The 15,314-nt window shown below is 70.7% G+C and carries 12 protein-coding genes and 1 pseudogene; 8 read left to right on the forward strand and 5 right to left on the reverse strand.

The window, feature by feature from the left end:
• Nucleotides 1-46 precede the first annotated feature (46 nt).
• Together ABD209_RS00525 and ABD209_RS00530 are read left to right on the forward strand one after the other, a co-directional pair.
• A complete protein-coding gene (locus ABD209_RS00525) occupies nt 47-1,087 on the forward strand; it encodes a hypothetical protein (RefSeq protein WP_344060573.1) in 1,041 nt (346 codons plus the stop codon).
• Between the two features lie 49 nt (nt 1,088-1,136).
• Nucleotides 1,137-1,346 carry a hypothetical protein gene (locus ABD209_RS00530; RefSeq protein WP_344060576.1) on the forward strand — a complete coding sequence of 70 codons (210 nt, stop codon included), beginning with the start codon at nt 1,137-1,139 and terminating at the stop codon, nt 1,344-1,346.
• A gap of 15 nt (nt 1,347-1,361) precedes the next feature.
• On the opposite strand, the gene ABD209_RS00535 is transcribed toward ABD209_RS00530, so the two are convergent.
• From ABD209_RS00535 to ABD209_RS00545, 3 genes are read right to left on the reverse strand one after another with little or no spacing between them, the layout of a single operon-like run.
• Nucleotides 1,362-3,923 (reverse strand): polynucleotide kinase-phosphatase, encoded by a 2,562-nt coding sequence (locus ABD209_RS00535; protein WP_344060579.1) that lies wholly within the window; start codon nt 3,921-3,923, stop codon nt 1,362-1,364.
• Nucleotides 3,920-5,311 carry a 3' terminal RNA ribose 2'-O-methyltransferase Hen1 gene (locus tag ABD209_RS00540; RefSeq protein WP_344060582.1) on the reverse strand — a complete coding sequence of 464 codons (1,392 nt, stop codon included), beginning with the start codon at nt 5,309-5,311 and terminating at the stop codon, nt 3,920-3,922. Before ABD209_RS00540 ends, ABD209_RS00535 begins: the two co-directional genes overlap by 4 nt.
• A complete protein-coding gene (locus tag ABD209_RS00545) occupies nt 5,302-8,853 on the reverse strand; it encodes an indolepyruvate ferredoxin oxidoreductase family protein (RefSeq protein ID WP_344060585.1) in 3,552 nt (1,183 codons plus the stop codon). The genes ABD209_RS00540 and ABD209_RS00545 overlap by 10 nt, the downstream gene beginning before the upstream one ends.
• Before the next feature lie 96 nt (nt 8,854-8,949).
• Between ABD209_RS00545 and ABD209_RS00550 the strand changes: the two genes are divergently transcribed.
• From ABD209_RS00550 to ABD209_RS00570, 5 genes are read left to right on the forward strand one after another with little or no spacing between them, the layout of a single operon-like run.
• Nucleotides 8,950-9,756: a prolipoprotein diacylglyceryl transferase gene (locus ABD209_RS00550; protein ID WP_324386619.1), complete on the forward strand. Its 807-nt coding sequence runs from the start codon at nt 8,950-8,952 to the stop codon at nt 9,754-9,756.
• A complete protein-coding gene (locus tag ABD209_RS00555) occupies nt 9,753-10,163 on the forward strand; it encodes a hypothetical protein (protein ID WP_344060590.1) in 411 nt (136 codons plus the stop codon). The genes ABD209_RS00550 and ABD209_RS00555 overlap by 4 nt, the downstream gene beginning before the upstream one ends.
• Nucleotides 10,118-11,755 carry a radical SAM protein gene (locus tag ABD209_RS00560; RefSeq protein WP_344060593.1) on the forward strand — a complete coding sequence of 546 codons (1,638 nt, stop codon included), beginning with the start codon at nt 10,118-10,120 and terminating at the stop codon, nt 11,753-11,755. Before ABD209_RS00555 ends, ABD209_RS00560 begins: the two co-directional genes overlap by 46 nt.
• Nucleotides 11,752-12,033, forward strand: coding sequence for a hypothetical protein (locus tag ABD209_RS00565; RefSeq protein ID WP_344060596.1), 282 nt, complete (start codon nt 11,752-11,754; stop codon nt 12,031-12,033). The genes ABD209_RS00560 and ABD209_RS00565 overlap by 4 nt, the downstream gene beginning before the upstream one ends.
• Before the next feature lie 24 nt (nt 12,034-12,057).
• Nucleotides 12,058-13,533 (forward strand): gamma-aminobutyraldehyde dehydrogenase, encoded by a 1,476-nt coding sequence (locus tag ABD209_RS00570; protein ID WP_344060599.1) that lies wholly within the window; start codon nt 12,058-12,060, stop codon nt 13,531-13,533.
• Nucleotides 13,534-13,585: 52 nt separating this feature from the next.
• Here ABD209_RS00570 and ABD209_RS00575 read toward each other — a convergent pair.
• Together ABD209_RS00575 and ABD209_RS19705 are read right to left on the reverse strand one after the other, a co-directional pair.
• Nucleotides 13,586-14,206, reverse strand: a pseudogene (locus ABD209_RS00575) (carotenoid oxygenase family protein); the annotation flags it as partial.
• 27 nt (nt 14,207-14,233) lie between these two features.
• Nucleotides 14,234-14,470 (reverse strand): carotenoid oxygenase family protein, encoded by a 237-nt coding sequence (locus tag ABD209_RS19705; RefSeq protein ID WP_425564523.1) that lies wholly within the window; start codon nt 14,468-14,470, stop codon nt 14,234-14,236.
• Nucleotides 14,471-14,622: 152 nt separating this feature from the next.
• On the opposite strand from ABD209_RS19705, the gene ABD209_RS00580 reads away from it, so the two are divergent.
• Nucleotides 14,623-15,312 (forward strand): TetR/AcrR family transcriptional regulator, encoded by a 690-nt coding sequence (locus ABD209_RS00580; protein WP_344060603.1) that lies wholly within the window; start codon nt 14,623-14,625, stop codon nt 15,310-15,312.
• Nucleotides 15,313-15,314 lie beyond the last annotated feature (2 nt).

Genomic DNA, 15,314 nt, shown 5'->3' on the forward strand with positions numbered 1-15,314 from the left:
GCGTTCGCGCGAGCGACCTCGAGACCCCGGACATAGGGTGCCGCCCATGCACATCGGGCGAATCGCCGCCGGCCTGCTCGCGCCATTCGCCCTCCTCAGCGCCGGCGGTCCGGCCGGCGCGCAGGACGGGAACGCCGTCGAACTCGTCGGCGAGTTCGCCCGCTGGGAAGAGAAGCGGATCGCAGAGTCCAGCGGCCTGCTCTGGTGGCGCGATCGCCTGATCACGACGAACGACTCCGGTGACGAGGCGGTGCTCTATGTCGCCGATCGCACCGGTCGCGAGACCGCGCGCCTGCGGTATGCCGATTCCGACCCCACCGATGTCGAAGCCCTCGCGCTGGGGCCGGACGGCACCATCTGGGTCGGTGACATCGGCGACAACGCCCAGCAGCGCAGCACCATCACGGTCGTCCGGGTGCCGTCCCCGCCCCTCGACCACGACGACCATGTTTCTGGCACCCGCTACGACCTGCGCTATCCGGACGGCCCGCACAATGCCGAGGCGTTGCTCGTCCACCCCACGACGGGCGCGCTCTATGTCGTCACCAAGGCCCTCGTGGGCGCGATCTACCGGGCGCCGCAGCCGCTGCGCGCGGACGGGGTCAACGCGCTGGCATACGTCGGTCCGGCACCGGCGATCGTCACCGACGCGACCTTCGCGCCCGCGGGCGCGCAGGTCTACCTGCGTGGCTATGCGAGCTTGACCGTGCTCGACTATCCGGACTTCACGCTGCGGGCCACCTGGCCCACACCCGCGCAGCCGCAGGGCGAAGGGCTGGCCAATGGGCCCGATGGCACCCTCCTGGCCTCGACCGAGGGCTCACGCTCGGCGATCCAGCAGTGGCGGATGCCGCCGCTCCCCGCCCCGGTCGGGGCCACCGGCGCCTCGCCCACGCCGCCCTCGCCGGCGCCCACCGCATCGCCCGCGGCCGCACGGATCGCTCCCGAGTCATCCGCGCCCGAGGCGCCCGGCTCCACGGCAGACGCTCGCCGGTGGCGCGGCATCGCCCCAGCTCTCGCTCTCGCGGTCGCCGCGGCCGGGGCGCTGGGCGCGCTGCGGAACCGCCGGCGGCGCGAGCACTTCTGAACTGCGAGGGCACCCGGCCGGCGGTGCTGATTCACGAGGGAGTGGCATCATGCGTTGTCCCAAGTGCGGCAAGTCCGTCAGCGGCAAGAGCTATGGCACGCCGCTGGGCGAGCGGGTCTGCGGCCCGTGCAATGACAAGGTCAATGGCTTTGTCATCGGCGCTCTCGCCGGTGATGCCGGCGGTGCCGTCGCCGGCCCCGGCATCATGGCGTGGGTGCGCACGTCCCTCCGCGGCAAGGCCAAGCGCAGCACGATCTGACGAGGCCGCCGCGGCTCACAGCCGCGGATCGACCGGCTCGGATTCCAGGGCGAGCACGGCGAAGACCGCCTGGTGGACGCGCCACAGCGGCTCGCCGTCCACCAGGCGGCGCAGCGACTCCAGCCCCAGGGCATACTCCCGCAGGGCCAACGACCGCTTGTGGCCGAGGTTGCGGCCGCGCAGCCGCGGCAGGGCGTCGACATAGTCGGGGCCGTAGATCAGCCGTAGGTACTCGCGCCCGCGCACCTTCAGACCCGGTTGCACGAGGCGGTTCTTGCGATCGCGGACCAGCCCGGCCAGTGGCTTGACGACCATCCCCTCGCCGCCGGCAGCGGTCAGGCCGAGCCACCAGGCGGTGCCGGCAGCCCGCGAATCGCTGTCGGTGAGGTCGACGATCACCCGGCGCGTGGGCGTGACGACATCGGGATCGGCCGCCACAAGCGCATCGGCGACGCGCAGGTGCCAATCGTGCGGCCGGCTCTCGTGGGTTGCCCCCTCGGATGCGAGGAGCGCAAAGGGCGCCAGGCGAACGCCGTCCAGCCCGTTGGTCGGCCAGCAATAGTGCCGGTATGCCGTGGTGAAGGCCTCCGCATTCGCCGCCCGGCGGGCGGTGCGGGCCCGCAGATCGGCCACGTCGATGCCGCGGGCGGCGGCCGCGTTCACGGCCCCGAGGACCGCGGGCAGGGCGGCCCGGGCCGCGGTGCCGGTCGCGGCATACTGCTCGCGAAGCAGCCCGTCCGCCTTGAGCGACCACGGGAGCAGTTCGCTGTCCAGGACGACCCAGTCGCTGTCCAGTTCATCCCAGAGCCCGGATCGGTCTGCGGCGCAGCGCAAGCGGTCGAGGAAGCGCTCGGTCGTCGCGGCGTCGAAGAAGGCACGGCCGGTGCGGGTGTAGACCGCCCCCGTGCCCGCCGAGGCCGCCGGGAACCGCCGGCGCGCCGCGTCCTCGCCACGGCACAGGACGACGACCGCGCGGCTGCCCATGTGCTTCTCCTCCGCGATCACCGACTCGACACCGGCCTGGTCGTAGGCCGCCCAGGCCTGATCGGGATGCTCCAGATAGTCGCCCTCCGGCATGGTCGGCGCCGGCGCCATCGTGGGCGGCAGATAGGGCAGCCAGCCCGGCTCGGTGGCGAAGCGGCTCATGACCTCCAGGGCGCCGGCGGCATTCTCGGGCCGCACCGTGACCCGCCCCAGGACGCTGGTCTCGACCAGCCGATTGTGCACGACATCGGCGATATCGAGACCGGAGCCGTGGACCGAATCCGAATCCCCTGGCGCAGAAGCGCTCTCGGCGGTGGCGAAGGGGCGCGCGGGCTCGTACCACACCCGCTGGGCAGGGATCTGGACGCTCTCCTTCTCCGGATAGCGCAAGGCTGAGAGCCGGCCACCGAAGACGCAACCGGTGTCGAGGCAGAGGGTGTTGTTGACCCATTCCAGGGTGGGAGTGGGTGTGTGCCCGTACAGCACCATGGCCGCGCCCCGGTAGTCGGCCGCCCACGGATAGCGCACCGGCAGACCGAACTCGTCGGTCTCGCCGGTGGTGTCGCCGTAGAGCGCGAAGGCGCGGACCCGCCCGCTCGCCCGGTTGTGGTAGCTCTCCTTCAGGCCGGCGTGGGCGACGACGAGCCGTCCCTCGTCGAGCACCTGGTGCGAGACCAGGCCGCGTGCCCACTCCCGGACGGCGGCCCGGAACTCCGCCGGCTCCGCGGCGAGCTGGGCGAGGGTGGTCTCCAGGCCGTGACTGACGGTGACCTTCTGGCCGTCGAGGGCCCGGATGAGCTTGTTCTCGTGATTGCCCGGCACGGCGAGGGCGTGCCCGGCGGCCGTCATCCCCATCGCCAGCCGCAGGATGCCGGGCGAGTCCGGGCCGCGGTCGACGAGGTCACCGAGGAAGATCACGGTCCGGCCCTGCGGGTGCGCGGCGTCGACCGGGCGCCCCTGCGGGTCGCGGATCACGGCATAGCCGAGGGCATCGAGCAGGCTGAGCAACTCCGGCAGGCAGCCGTGGACGTCACCGATGACATCGAAGGGCCCGTGCAGATCGCGCCGGTCGCTCAACAGCGGCACCCGCTCGATGACGGCCGCGTCCACCTCCTCCACCCCGCGCAGGATGTGGACGGCCCGGAAGCCCTCGCGGGCCAGGCCTTTGAGCGCGCGACGCAAGTCGCCGGCCTGGCGATGGATGACCCGGTCTCCGAAGTCGCGGTCGGACCGGCTCCGGTTGCGTTCGCGGGCAACGGATTCTGGGATGTCCAGGACGATCGCCACGGGTAGCAGATCGTGGTCGCGGGCCAGGCGCACCAGGCCCTTGCGGGCGGCCGCGGTGACATTGGTGGCGTCGATGACGGTGAGCAGGCCGCGGGTCAGGCGGACGCCGGCGATGTGATCGAGCAAGGTGAAGGCGTCGGCGCTCGCCGCCTGGTCGTTGACGTCATTGCTGACCACGCCCCGGCAGAAGTCGCTGGAGACCACCTCGAAGGGGCCGAAATGCCGGGCCGCGAAGCTGCTCTTGCCGGAGCCACTGACCCCGACGAGCACGACCAGGCTGGGGTCGGGAAGCCGCAGGACCGTCACGGCGCCTCCCGCCGGAAGAGCGCAAGCTGGGTCGGCGACCCGAGTTGCGGATCGTCCGCGCCGACCGGGCGGAACTCGACGGCATACCCATGCCGCTCGGCGAGCGGTAGCGCCCAGGACCGGAACTCGGCGCGGGTCCACTCGAAGCGATGGTCCGGGTGGCGCATGGCGCCGGGGGGCAGGCCGGCATACCGCGAGTTGTACTCCCGGTTCGAGGTGGTGACGATGACCGCGCCCGGCCGGGCCTGGCCGAAGACGGCGATCTCCAGCGCCGCGAGGCGCGGCGGGTCGATGTGCTCGACCACCTCCATCAGGACGATCGCGTCGTATGCCGTGAGGCGGGTGTCGCGGTAGGTGGCCGACGTCTGGAGCAGCGTCAGCCGCTCGCGAGTGCGGTCGGGCAGTTGGTCCAGTCGTAGCCGGCGCTCCGCGCCGGCCAGGGCACGGGCCGACACATCGGCGCCGACGATCTCGTGGAAAGTGTTGTCGGCCAATAATTCTCGCAAGAGGGCACCCTCGCCGCATCCGAGGTCGACGACGCGGTGCGCGCCGACATCGTGCAGGGCGGCGAGCACCGCGTCCATACGCTGCCGGCGCAAGGGCTGGGCCGGCTCGCTGCCCTCGCCGGGCGGTGGCGGCGCCACCTCCGTCGAGTCGTCCAGGGCGGCGAGCCGGGTGAGGGCGTCCGCGACATAGTCGCGGCGATGGGCGAGATAGCGTCGCGTGATCCATTCGCGCTCGGGATGGTTCGCCAGCCACGCACCACCGCGGCGCAGGAGTTTGTCGGCCTCGCTGGCGTCGACCCAGTAGTGCTTCTCGCCGTCTAGCACCGGCATCAGCAGGTAGAGCTGGGTCAGGGCGTCGGCCAGCCGCGCTGTCCCGGTCAAGGTCAGGTCGACCAGGCGTGCGTCGCCCCAGGCGGGTTGGGTGGGATCGAGCGGGATCTGCGCTGCCGCCACCGACCAGCCCAGCGGCTCGAAGAGCGCACGGACGCGACCCGGATCGCCATCGCATTGCAGTGCGGGCAGGTGGATCGTCAGCGGCAGGGGCGTGGCGGCGAGGTCCTCGTGGCCCGCGCAGCCGCCGCGCATCGCGGAGCCGAAGACCCGGCCGAGGGCGACGGCGAGAAGGGAGCCCGCGGCATAGGTCCGGTCGTTGACATAGGCGGCCAATGGGCCGTGCTCGCCGAAGCGGCGGCTGCGCACGATGTCGACGGGGTCGATCTCCAGGACGAGCGCGACGGTGCAGCGGGTGTCACTGGCCTCCGGATAGAAGACGTGCGCCCGGCCCACGGGCAGGTCGAAGACCTGGTGCCGGTCGGGATGCTTGTGCAGCAGATAGCCCAGATCGCTCGCGGCGGGCGCGGTCGACGTCAGGCTCAGGAACACTGCTCCATCCTGCCGCCCTCGCCGCGTGCCGTCGCGGGAGTTTTCGCCGCGATACGGCCGACCAGTTCCGCGAGGTCCTGCCGGTAGCGCTCCACATTGGCCAGCTTGATCGCTTCGTAGCCGCGGACCTGGCCGGGCAGTTCGGCGAGCCGGGCGACGTCCGCGAGCGTGTCGTGGCTGAGGTGGGCCGTCGCGGCGGCCACCGCACGGACATACTCATCGGGGAGTTCGCGCTCGATGCGGCGAACGGCACTGTGCCCGAAGGGATCCAGCCGAGTGCCGCGCAGGCGCTTCATGGCGGCCAGGCCGCGCAGGGCCGGGATCGACTTCTCGCCGAGGGCGATCTTGGAGTCCATGCCCAGGGCCCGCAGGACCGGGGGATGCAGCCGGAAGGCGAAGGCGGCGTCCGGGCCGAACTGCGCCCGGATGCCTTCCGCCACCGCGGGATCGACGCTCAGGCGCGCGACTTCGTATTCGTCCTTGTAGGCCATGAGCTTGTGCAGATTGCGTGCAAAGGCGCTCGTCAGTCCGGCTGCCGCGGCGCCACCCACCGTGTCCGCGCGCCGGTGCACCTCGGCGATATGACGCAGATACGTGCGGGCATACCGTTCGTCCTGGTAGCCGATCAGGTCGTCGGCCAACCGGGTGATCAGCGGGCTCAGGTCCGCGTAGTCCGCGAGTCCGGCTCGCTGCACGAGCGCCTGCGCGGCCGCGCTCGGTCGGGCAGCGGCTGCCGCGTCGGCGGGGCCGGCGACAGCGAGCACGGCAGCGGGGTCCACGGCATACCGGCGGCCCCAGCGGAAGGCCTGGAGATTCGCCGTGACGGCAACGCCGTTCTGCGCCAACGCCTCCTCGACGGCGCTCGGTGAGACCGGGATGCCGGCCGACTGGATGGCGATGCCCAGGAGGAAGGTGTTGGCGAGCTGATCGCTGCCGAAGAGACCCTCGTTGACGGCGCGCGCGTCGAGCAGCACCGGATCCGGGCCGGTGTGTGCGCGCACGAACTCGGCCAGGGCAATCGTGTCAGCGGCGGGTGCTGTCACATGAGCCACCATCGCCCCCGTCGGGTTCGGCGTCGTCGAGATGATCGCTCGCGTGCGGGCCGGGTCGGTGACCGCGAGATTGCGCGGATCGGCGGCGACGAGCAGGTCGGCACCCAGATAGACATCGCAGGTCCCGGGCTCGAGCTTGTTGGTGCCCTCGAAGGGCGCCGCGGCGAGCCGGAGGTCGGAGACGACGGCCCCACCCTTTTGTGATAGCCCGAGCTGGTCGAGGCCACGGACGTGGAGCCCGGCGTTGGTCGCGGCGACTGCGAGGACCTGGGCGGTGGTGACGATGCCCGTGCCGCCGATGCCCATGATGCGGATGTTGAGCGGTGAGTTCGTTGCTGCGGCAACGGGATCCGGGAGGTCGGTGCCCTCGATCGCCGGGGCGCGGCCGGCCGGTCGCTGCGGGCCAGCGGGAGTCACGCTGATGAAGGAGGGGCAGTCCCCCTCGATGCAGGAGTAGTCCAGATTGCAGCTGGCCTGGTGGATCCGGGTCTTGCGGCCGAACTCGGTCTCGACCGGCTGCACCGAGAGGCAGTTGGACTTGGCGCCGCAGTCGCCACAACCCTCGCAGACGCGCTCGTTGATCCAGATCCGCCGGCCGGGCGACTCGATGAGCCCGCGTTTGCGCTTTCGCCGCAACTCGGTTGCGCATTCCTGCTGGTGGATGACGGCGGTCACCCCGGGCACTGTCGCCAGCTCGGTGAGGACGTCCTCGAGGTCGTCACGGTGGCGGACGGTGACGCCGTCGGGCAGGCCGGCCGACCGGCTGCGACCCACGTCATCGGTCGTGACGACGACCTGCCGGACACCCTCGGCGAGGAGTTCGCGCGCGAGATTCGCCGGCGTCATACCGCCCACGATGTCCTGCCCGCCGGTCATTGCGACGGCCCCGTTGTACAGGATGCGGTAGGTGACATTGGTGCCGGCGGCGACGCTGGCGCGCACGGCAAGACTGCCGGAGTGATGATAGGTCCCGTCGCCGAGATTCTGGACGAGATGCTCGTCGGTGACAAAGGGGGACATCCCGATCCAGGCCGCGCCTTCGCCACCCATCTGGCTGAAGCCGACGACATTGCCGACCCGCTCCTCGTCCATGAAGACGACCAGCGTGTGGCAGCCGATGCCCGCCGCGACCAGGCTCCCCGCCGGCGTGCGCGTGGAGCGGTTGTGCGGGCATCCCGAGCAGAAGTAGGGCGTCCGCGCCGGGACCGGAGTCAGCGGCAGTGCCCGCCGCGTCAGGGCCGTCGTCTCCCGCGCCTGGGGATTGGCGTATGCCCGCGCCCCCGCCAGTCCCAGCGTGCTCGCCAGCACCGGCGCCAGGGCGTCGGCGATGACCTGCGGGGGCAGGTCGCCCGTCGCCCGCAGCAAGGCGCGCCCGTCGGGATCGGTCTTGCCGTGGACTCGGGGTGTCCCGGCGCGTCCGTATAGCGCCGCCTTGACGGCCGTCTCCACGACGGGGCGCTTCTCCTCCACGACGATCAGATCGGTCAGGCCGGCCGCGAACTCCCGCACGATCTCGGGGTCGAGGGGCGCGACCATGCCGAGCTTGAGCAGGCGAATGTCGCTGTCGGACAAGTGATCCGGGTCGACGCCGAGGCTGGCGAGAGCCTCCTGGGTGTCGCGGAAGGTCAGCCCCGCCGCGACGACCCCGACCCGGCCACGGGCATCACCGGTGACGACATTGAGGCCATTGGCGCGGGCATACCGGCGGGCGAGTTCCGGCCGCGCACCGGCCAGGCTCTCCTCGAGCGCCGCGAGATGCGGCTGGAGGAATCGCGCGGTGACCTGGTGATGGAAGGGCCGGCCGTCGATCTCCCGATCCGGCTCGACGATCGTGATCGCCGGGTCGGCCAGGGTGAAGGTGGCGCTCCCGTCGACGACATTGGTCGCCAGCTTCAGCCCGCTCCACAGCCCGCTGAAGCGGGACAGGGCGATGCCGTGCAAACCCAGGTGCAGGATGTCGGCCGGGTCGGCGGGGGAGAGCACGGCGAGACCCAGTTCAGCCATCGCGAGCTCGCTGCTGCTCGGGACGGTCGAGGACTTGGCCGTGGCGTCGTCGCCGACCAGGGCGAGCACGCCGCCGGTCGCGGAGGCACCGCCGAGATTGCCATGGCGCAGGGCATCGGTTGCGCGATCGAGCCCCGGCGCCTTGCCGTACCAAATGCCGGCGACACCCTCGACGCGCCGCCCGGCGAGCGTGGCGACCAGTTGCGCGCCCTGCACGGCATTGGCGGCCAGTTCCTCGTTCACCGCCGGCCGGAAGACGATGCCGGCCTCATCAAGCGTGGCCCGGATGCGCAGCAGTTCCTTGTCGTAGCCGCCCAGCGGCGACCCCTCGTAGCCGGAGATGAAAACCGCGCTGCGTCGACCGGCCGCCCGGTCGAGGCGACGCTGATCGAGCGGGAGCCGGACGAGCGCCTGCAGGCCCGAGGCGAGAATCTCGCCGCCGGTCGCGGCATACCGGTCCGCCAGCTGGAAGTTCCGTTCGCTCATCGCCACGCCCTTCCGTCGGGGACTCGACTCGGCGTCAGGTTGGTGACCTCCACTGAAGGCAACCTACCCGGCGACCGGCCTGCCAGACTGGCCCGCATGTATCCGACAGTGGGGGATCTGCTGGGTATCGACCTGCCCATACCCACGCACGCGGTCTTCGTGGCGCTCGGCGTGGCGGTCGCCGGGCTGGTCTTCACGTTCGAAGCTCGCCGGCGCGGGCGCACCGGCGACAAGGTCATCGCGGTCGTGACCGGCGCGCTGATCGGCGGCGGACTCGTGATGCGCCTGGGCACCTGGCTGCAGCATGTCGACCTCCGCCAGAACGCCACCCTCGCCGAGCAGTGGGTGTATGGCAATAAGTCCATCCTCGGCGGACTCTTCGGCGCCTGGCTCGGCGTGCATCTCGCCAAGCGGATCGTCGGCTACCGCATCCGCACCGGCGATCTCTTCGCGCCCGCCGTCGCGGCCGGTATGGCGGTGGGGCGGATCGGCTGCCTGCTCACCGAGCCGCCCGGGACGCCGACGCACACGGCATACGGGATCGTGCTCGATCCGGTGACGGCGGCGCGCCTCCAGGTGCCGGCGGGGGTCGCGCTGCACCCATCCTTCGTCTACGAGATCGTCTTCCACGCGCTCGCGTTCGTCGTACTTTGGCGATGGCTGCGCCACGACCGGCTGCCCGCCGGCGAGACGCTGACGGTCTATGTCGGGGCGTATGCCGTCTTCCGGCTCCTCGTGGAGTTCGTCCGCGGCAACGAGGTGGTCTGGCACGGCCTGACCCGGCCGCAACTCGTCCTGCTCGCGACCCTGCCCGTCCTCCTCCTCCGGCTGACGGTCGTGCTCCGCCGCCGCGAATCCGCCATGACGTCACCCGCTCGCATCCCGCAGTTGGAGGCCCGATGACCACGCCACCCGAACCACCTCCCCCGGCACCCGATGGACAACCGGGGGTGCCGCCGCCGTGGGGCCAAGATGGCGCACCGCTCCCACCCTGGCCGGCAGGAGCTTCGGGCGCGACGGCGCCGAAGGAGAGTTCACGGCCGATCTGGGGTGGTGCACTGATCGTGCTCGGGATCTGCCTGCTCGGGCTCTTTGGGTTGGTCGCGCCGTCTGGACCATGGCGCACGGTCGCGAGCGCTCTCGGGGGCCTGGCGACGATCTTCCCGGTCGTCGCCATCGTCCTGCTTTTCCCGGAGAAGACCCGGCGGTGGGGGCTCGGGATGCTGCTCGGCTATGGCCTCGCGCTCGTCATCGCCTTCGTCGGGTGCATCGGGTTGATCGTCGCCTATTCACGGTCGTCGTCCACATGAGCGCCGGTATGCCGTTGCAGGACTACCGGATTCACCGCTATGTCAACGCCTTCTGCCCGCACTGTCATCACGCCGACCCGGACCGCGCGCTCAGCGACGTCGCGCGGCTCTCGGGCCGGCTGGCCGTCCGGAACGGCCGGGTGTGGCTGGAGCGGGGCTGCCCCGAGCACGGCCTGATCAGCACCCTCTACGACGAGTCTGCTGAGATCCTCACCTATCTGGAGCAGTGGACCGCGCCGACCAAGGTGCACGCGCCGGACCGGGTGGGCAACTTCCTGCCGGTGCCCGCGGCATACGCCCAGGGGCTGCCGGAGATGCAGACGCAACACACATGCATCCTGCTCGAAGACGTCATCGAGCACTGCAACCTGTGCTGCCCGACCTGCTTCACCGACAGCGGGCCGGCGCTGGCCGGCATCGTGGCTGTCGAGGAGGTGCTCCGCTCGGTCGACACCCGGTTGGAGCGCGAGAACGGCCGGCTCGATGTGGTCATGCTCAGCGGGGGTGAGCCGACGCTGCACCCGGACTTCGGGGCGCTGCTCGACGCGCTGGTGGAACGTCCGATCGTGCGGATCCTGGTCAACTCCAACGGGATTCGGATCGCCCAGGACGATTCGCTGGTCGCCCTGCTTCGGCGGCACCGGGAGCGCGTCGAGGTCTATCTGCAGTTCGACGGCTTGCGGGCGGAGTCCTCGGCGGCCCACCGCGGCGCCGACATCCGCCGCTTCAAGGAGGCGGCCGTGGCCCGGCTCTCGGCAGCCGGTGTCTTCACGACCTTGACGATGACGGCCGCGCTCGGGATCAATGACGACGAGATCGGCGACGTCGTCCGGCTCGCGCTGAGCACGCCCTATGTCGGTGGCGTCACCATCCAGCCGGTCTTCGGCTCGGGGCGCTCGCGGGCGATTGACCCGGGCGACCGGCTCACCCACACCGGTGTGTTGGCACGACTCGGCCCGCAGACCGGCGATCTGGTGACGTGGCGCGACCTGACGGCACTGCCGTGCTCGCATCCGCACTGCTGCTCGGTCGGTTACCTGCTGCGCGACGACGCCGGCCAATGGCGGTCGCTGACCGCGATCGTCGGCCCGGACCGGCTCAAGGAATGGCTCGAGCTCGAGCCCGAGAGCCTGGCCAACCGGATCGCCGACGACAGCATTCCGGCGACGCTGCGCCAGACCGTCAAGAGCTCACTTCTCGACCTGCTCAGCGAGCAGTCGTCGCTGAGCCATCCGTCGATGTCCGCGATCTGGCGCGACATCTGCGAGAACTGCGACCTGGGCCTGTCGACGCTCGCCACCCTGGCCTCCTCGTCGCTGCCGGGCGGGGCGGCCCGGATGCGCAAACTCCTCGGCGAGCGCGTCGTCCGCCTCACGGTCAAGCCCTTCATGGATATCCACACGATGATCGAGGAGCGATTGACCCAGTGCTGCGTGCACGTCGGCACGGTCGGTGACGGGCACCAGTGCGCGCCCTTCTGTGCGGTCCAGGCGTGGAATCCACTTGCCCGGCAACGGCTTTCGACGGCGCTGGGGAGTTCCCGCCGCGAGCTGGGACTGATGGCCGAAGGCGAGCAGGAGGTGCGGGTATGACCGCGCAGAGCGAGACGGGAGCGGCGCGCGCGGGGGAGCACGCGGCATACGACCCGCTGCGACTGTGCATCTTCGCGACGATCGCGCTGCTCGGGTGGCTGCTGGGGCCGGTGGCGGTCGCCGGCTTCGGCGCGCTGGGCTTCGCCGGCTACTGGCGAGCGCGCCGCGCCGGGCTGACCCGGTCGAAATGCGTCCTGCGCGACACGCGGCTGGTGCTGGCCTACCTGGCGCTGCTGGTTGCGGCCGGGGTCGGCGGGATCGTCCTCCCGGTCACCTGACCGCCGGCGGGCTAAGGTCGCCCGGTGGCTCAGTTCATCGACGGAGAAGTGCGGGCAGCGAGCACGGGCGAGCGCGCCTGGGTGTGCGATCCCTCGACCGGCGATCGGGTCGCCGAGGCCGACCTTGGCGGTCCCGCGGATGTCGACGCGGCCGTCGCCGCGGCGAAGCGGGCGTATGCCGAGTGGTCGCGCGCTACGCCCAGCGAGCGGTCGGCGGCCCTGACCAAGCTCGCCGCCGAGTTGGACGCGCGCGGGGCCGAACTCGCCGAAGTGGAGAGCCGGCAGGCGGGCAAGCCGATCCGCCTGGCCACCGAGTTCGATGTGCCCGGGACCATCGACAACACGGCCTTCTTCGCCGGGGCCGCGCGGCACCTCGACGGTTTGGCGAGCGCCGAATACTCGCCCGATCACACCAGCTCGATCCGCCGGGAGCCGGTCGGCGTCGTCGGCTCGGTCGCGCCGTGGAATTACCCGCTGCAAATGGCGGCCTGGAAGATCCTCCCGGCGATCGCCGCGGGCAACACGATCGTCCTCAAACCGGCCGAGAACACCCCGCTGACCTCGATCATGTTCGCCGAGGCCACGGCCGCCGCGGGCATCCCCGCGGGCGTGATCAATATCGTCGTCGGCACCGGTCCGGTCGCTGGCGCCGCGCTGCTGCGCCACCGCGATGTCGCCATGGTCTCCTTCACCGGCTCCACCCGGGTCGGCCGCACCGTGCTCGAAGCGGCCGCGACCACCGCCAAGCGCGTGCATCTGGAGCTGGGCGGCAAGGCGCCCTTCGTCGTCCACGACGACGCCGACCTCGAGGCCGCCGTCCACGGCGCGGTCGCCGGGTCACTCATCAACACCGGCCAGGACTGCACCGCCGCCGCCCGCGCCATCGTGCACCGCTCCCGGTATGTTGAGTTCGTTGCGGGAGTGGCCGACCTCTATGCCGGTGTGCGCCTCGGCGCTACCGCTGACCCGGCCACCGACCTCGGCCCGCTCATCTCGATGGCCCACCGCGAGCGGGTGGCCAGCATCGTCGACCGTGCCCGCGCGTATGCCCGCGTGGTCACCGGCGGCGCTCCGCCCGAAGGCCTCGACGCCGGGTCCTACTACCTGCCGACCCTGATCGCCGATGTCGCGCCCGGCCAGGAAGCCTGGACCGACGAGATTTTCGGCCCGGTCCTGACGGTGACCGCCTTCGACGACGACGAGGAGGCGATCGCGCTCGCCAATGACACGGCATACGGGCTCGCGGCCTCGGTGTGGACCCGCGATGTCTACCGGGCGCTCCAGGCGACCGCGCGGATCCAGGCCGGCTGCGTGTGGGTCAACGACCACATCCCGATCATCAGCGAGATGCCGCACGGCGGGGTCAAGCAGTCCGGCTTCGGCAAGGACATGTCGGCCTATTCCTTCGAGGACTACACCAGCGTCAAGCACGTGATGTACGACCGCACTGGCGTGGCCGCCAAGCCCTGGCACCGCACCATCTTCGGGATCGATGAGTGATACCGCGGTCATAGCCGCGGTATCACTCATCGATAAGGCACGAACCTCGCCATTAGTCGGGCAGCCAGTTGCCGTGGAACCCGGTGGGCACGCGCACGGGCAACTCCACGCTCGCCACGGGCTCGAGACCGGCGGCGTCCAGCACCACGAAGGTGCTCCGCCCGCGCGCCCGGTCATACGCCAGCCCCAGCAGCACGCCGTCGTCCTCGCCCGCATCGGCGGCCCGGGGCACCAAGACCACCTCACCCAGGTTCACCCCGGGCCCGAGGTCGTGCGTCAGCGTGGAGCCGGCCACCAGGTCGTGCTTGACCAGCGTCCCGGTGGGATAGCCGTCGTCGTCATAGGCCACGGCATACCCGAAGCGATGCGGGCGGCCCGTGCGCCGCTCGTCGATGCGCGGGAACTCCACCGCCCGGTCGTCCAGCGGCTCCTGCGTCACCCGCCCACCGGCCAGATCGACGACCCATCGCTGCAGCCCCGGCGACCCTTCGTTGGGCACCAATGGTGAGCGATCGAACATCCGCGGGTGGGCGATGACGTCGAGCACGATCCGCGGCCCGTCGTCATAGGCGTTCACCGCGTGGAAGACATAACAGGCAGGAATGTCGAACCACCTCACGTCCGCATCGCGCCCGCCGCGCGGGAGCACCCCGATGCGCGCCGGATACCGCGAACGCCAGCGTGCGACCCGCGTGGCCGATCACATTCGTATTGGCTGCCGGCCGCAGGACGTATGCCGTGCGCTCCCCGCCGTTGTGCACCCGCGGTTGCGATACCACCGGACCCGTCCCGCTTCCAGCGCGAGCCCGTGGACCATCCCCTGACCCAGGAACCAGTGCTGATCCGCGCGCAGGCGGCCGGGCGGGTTGGGCCCACTGCGCAGGTAGCGGCCCGTCAGAAAACTGGGCAATTGTCCGGTTGTTACCGGCAAGTCAATAGGTGAGTCTCCTCGCGCATTGGTCGAATGTGGCTGTCGTGAAAGAAGTCGCTGGTCATGATGCGCAGTCGCACCCTTCGAGGTAGGGAGTAATCTGGCTACATGCGGAGGGTAACAATGTTATGGCGCCAGCGCGCGTCGAGGGCGATCCGATGAGCGCGCCCGTCCATACCCCCAGCATTCGCGATCTGCTCCTCGACGCCGCGTGCGAGCGGCTCGCCAAGGAGGGCGTCGCCGGTCTGCAGGCCCGGGTGATCGCCAGCGATGTCGGTGTGTCCACGACCGCGCTCTATACCCACTTCGGCAATATCGGCGGCCTGGTCGCCGCTGTCTCCCAGGTCTCGCTGCGCCGGTTCAGCGATGCGATCACCTCCGCCGGCATCACCGACGACCCGGTTGCTGACATGCTCGCGATGGGCATGGCCTACCGCAACTTCGCGATCACCAACCGGCACGAATACGAGCTGATGTTCAACCACGCCGTCCTGCGGGTCTCGCGCGGGGTTCGCGCGGATGTCGCCGATGTGCCCAAACTCCTAGAGACCCCCGAGGGCCTCAAGGCCTACAACCACATCTTGGGCTTCTCCACCCGCTTGGTTGAGTCCGGAGTGACCCGTCCGCTCGAGGCACACTTGGTCAGCACCGGCCTCTGGTCGGCGCTGCACGGCTTCGTGCTGCTGGAGATCCTCGGCCACTTCCTCGTCGAGTCCAGCTTGACGATCTTCGGCTCCATCGCCTTCCAGATGTTCATGGGGCTGGGCATCCCGCCCGAGCGCCTGCAGTTGTCGATGGCGAATGCGCTCACTCGCGTCACCATGCTCCCGTCGCCCGCCCGGGACTAAAT

It is taken from the genome of Nostocoides vanveenii (genome assembly GCF_039531165.1).
GTDB lineage: Bacteria > Actinomycetota > Actinomycetes > Actinomycetales > Dermatophilaceae > Nostocoides_A > Nostocoides_A vanveenii.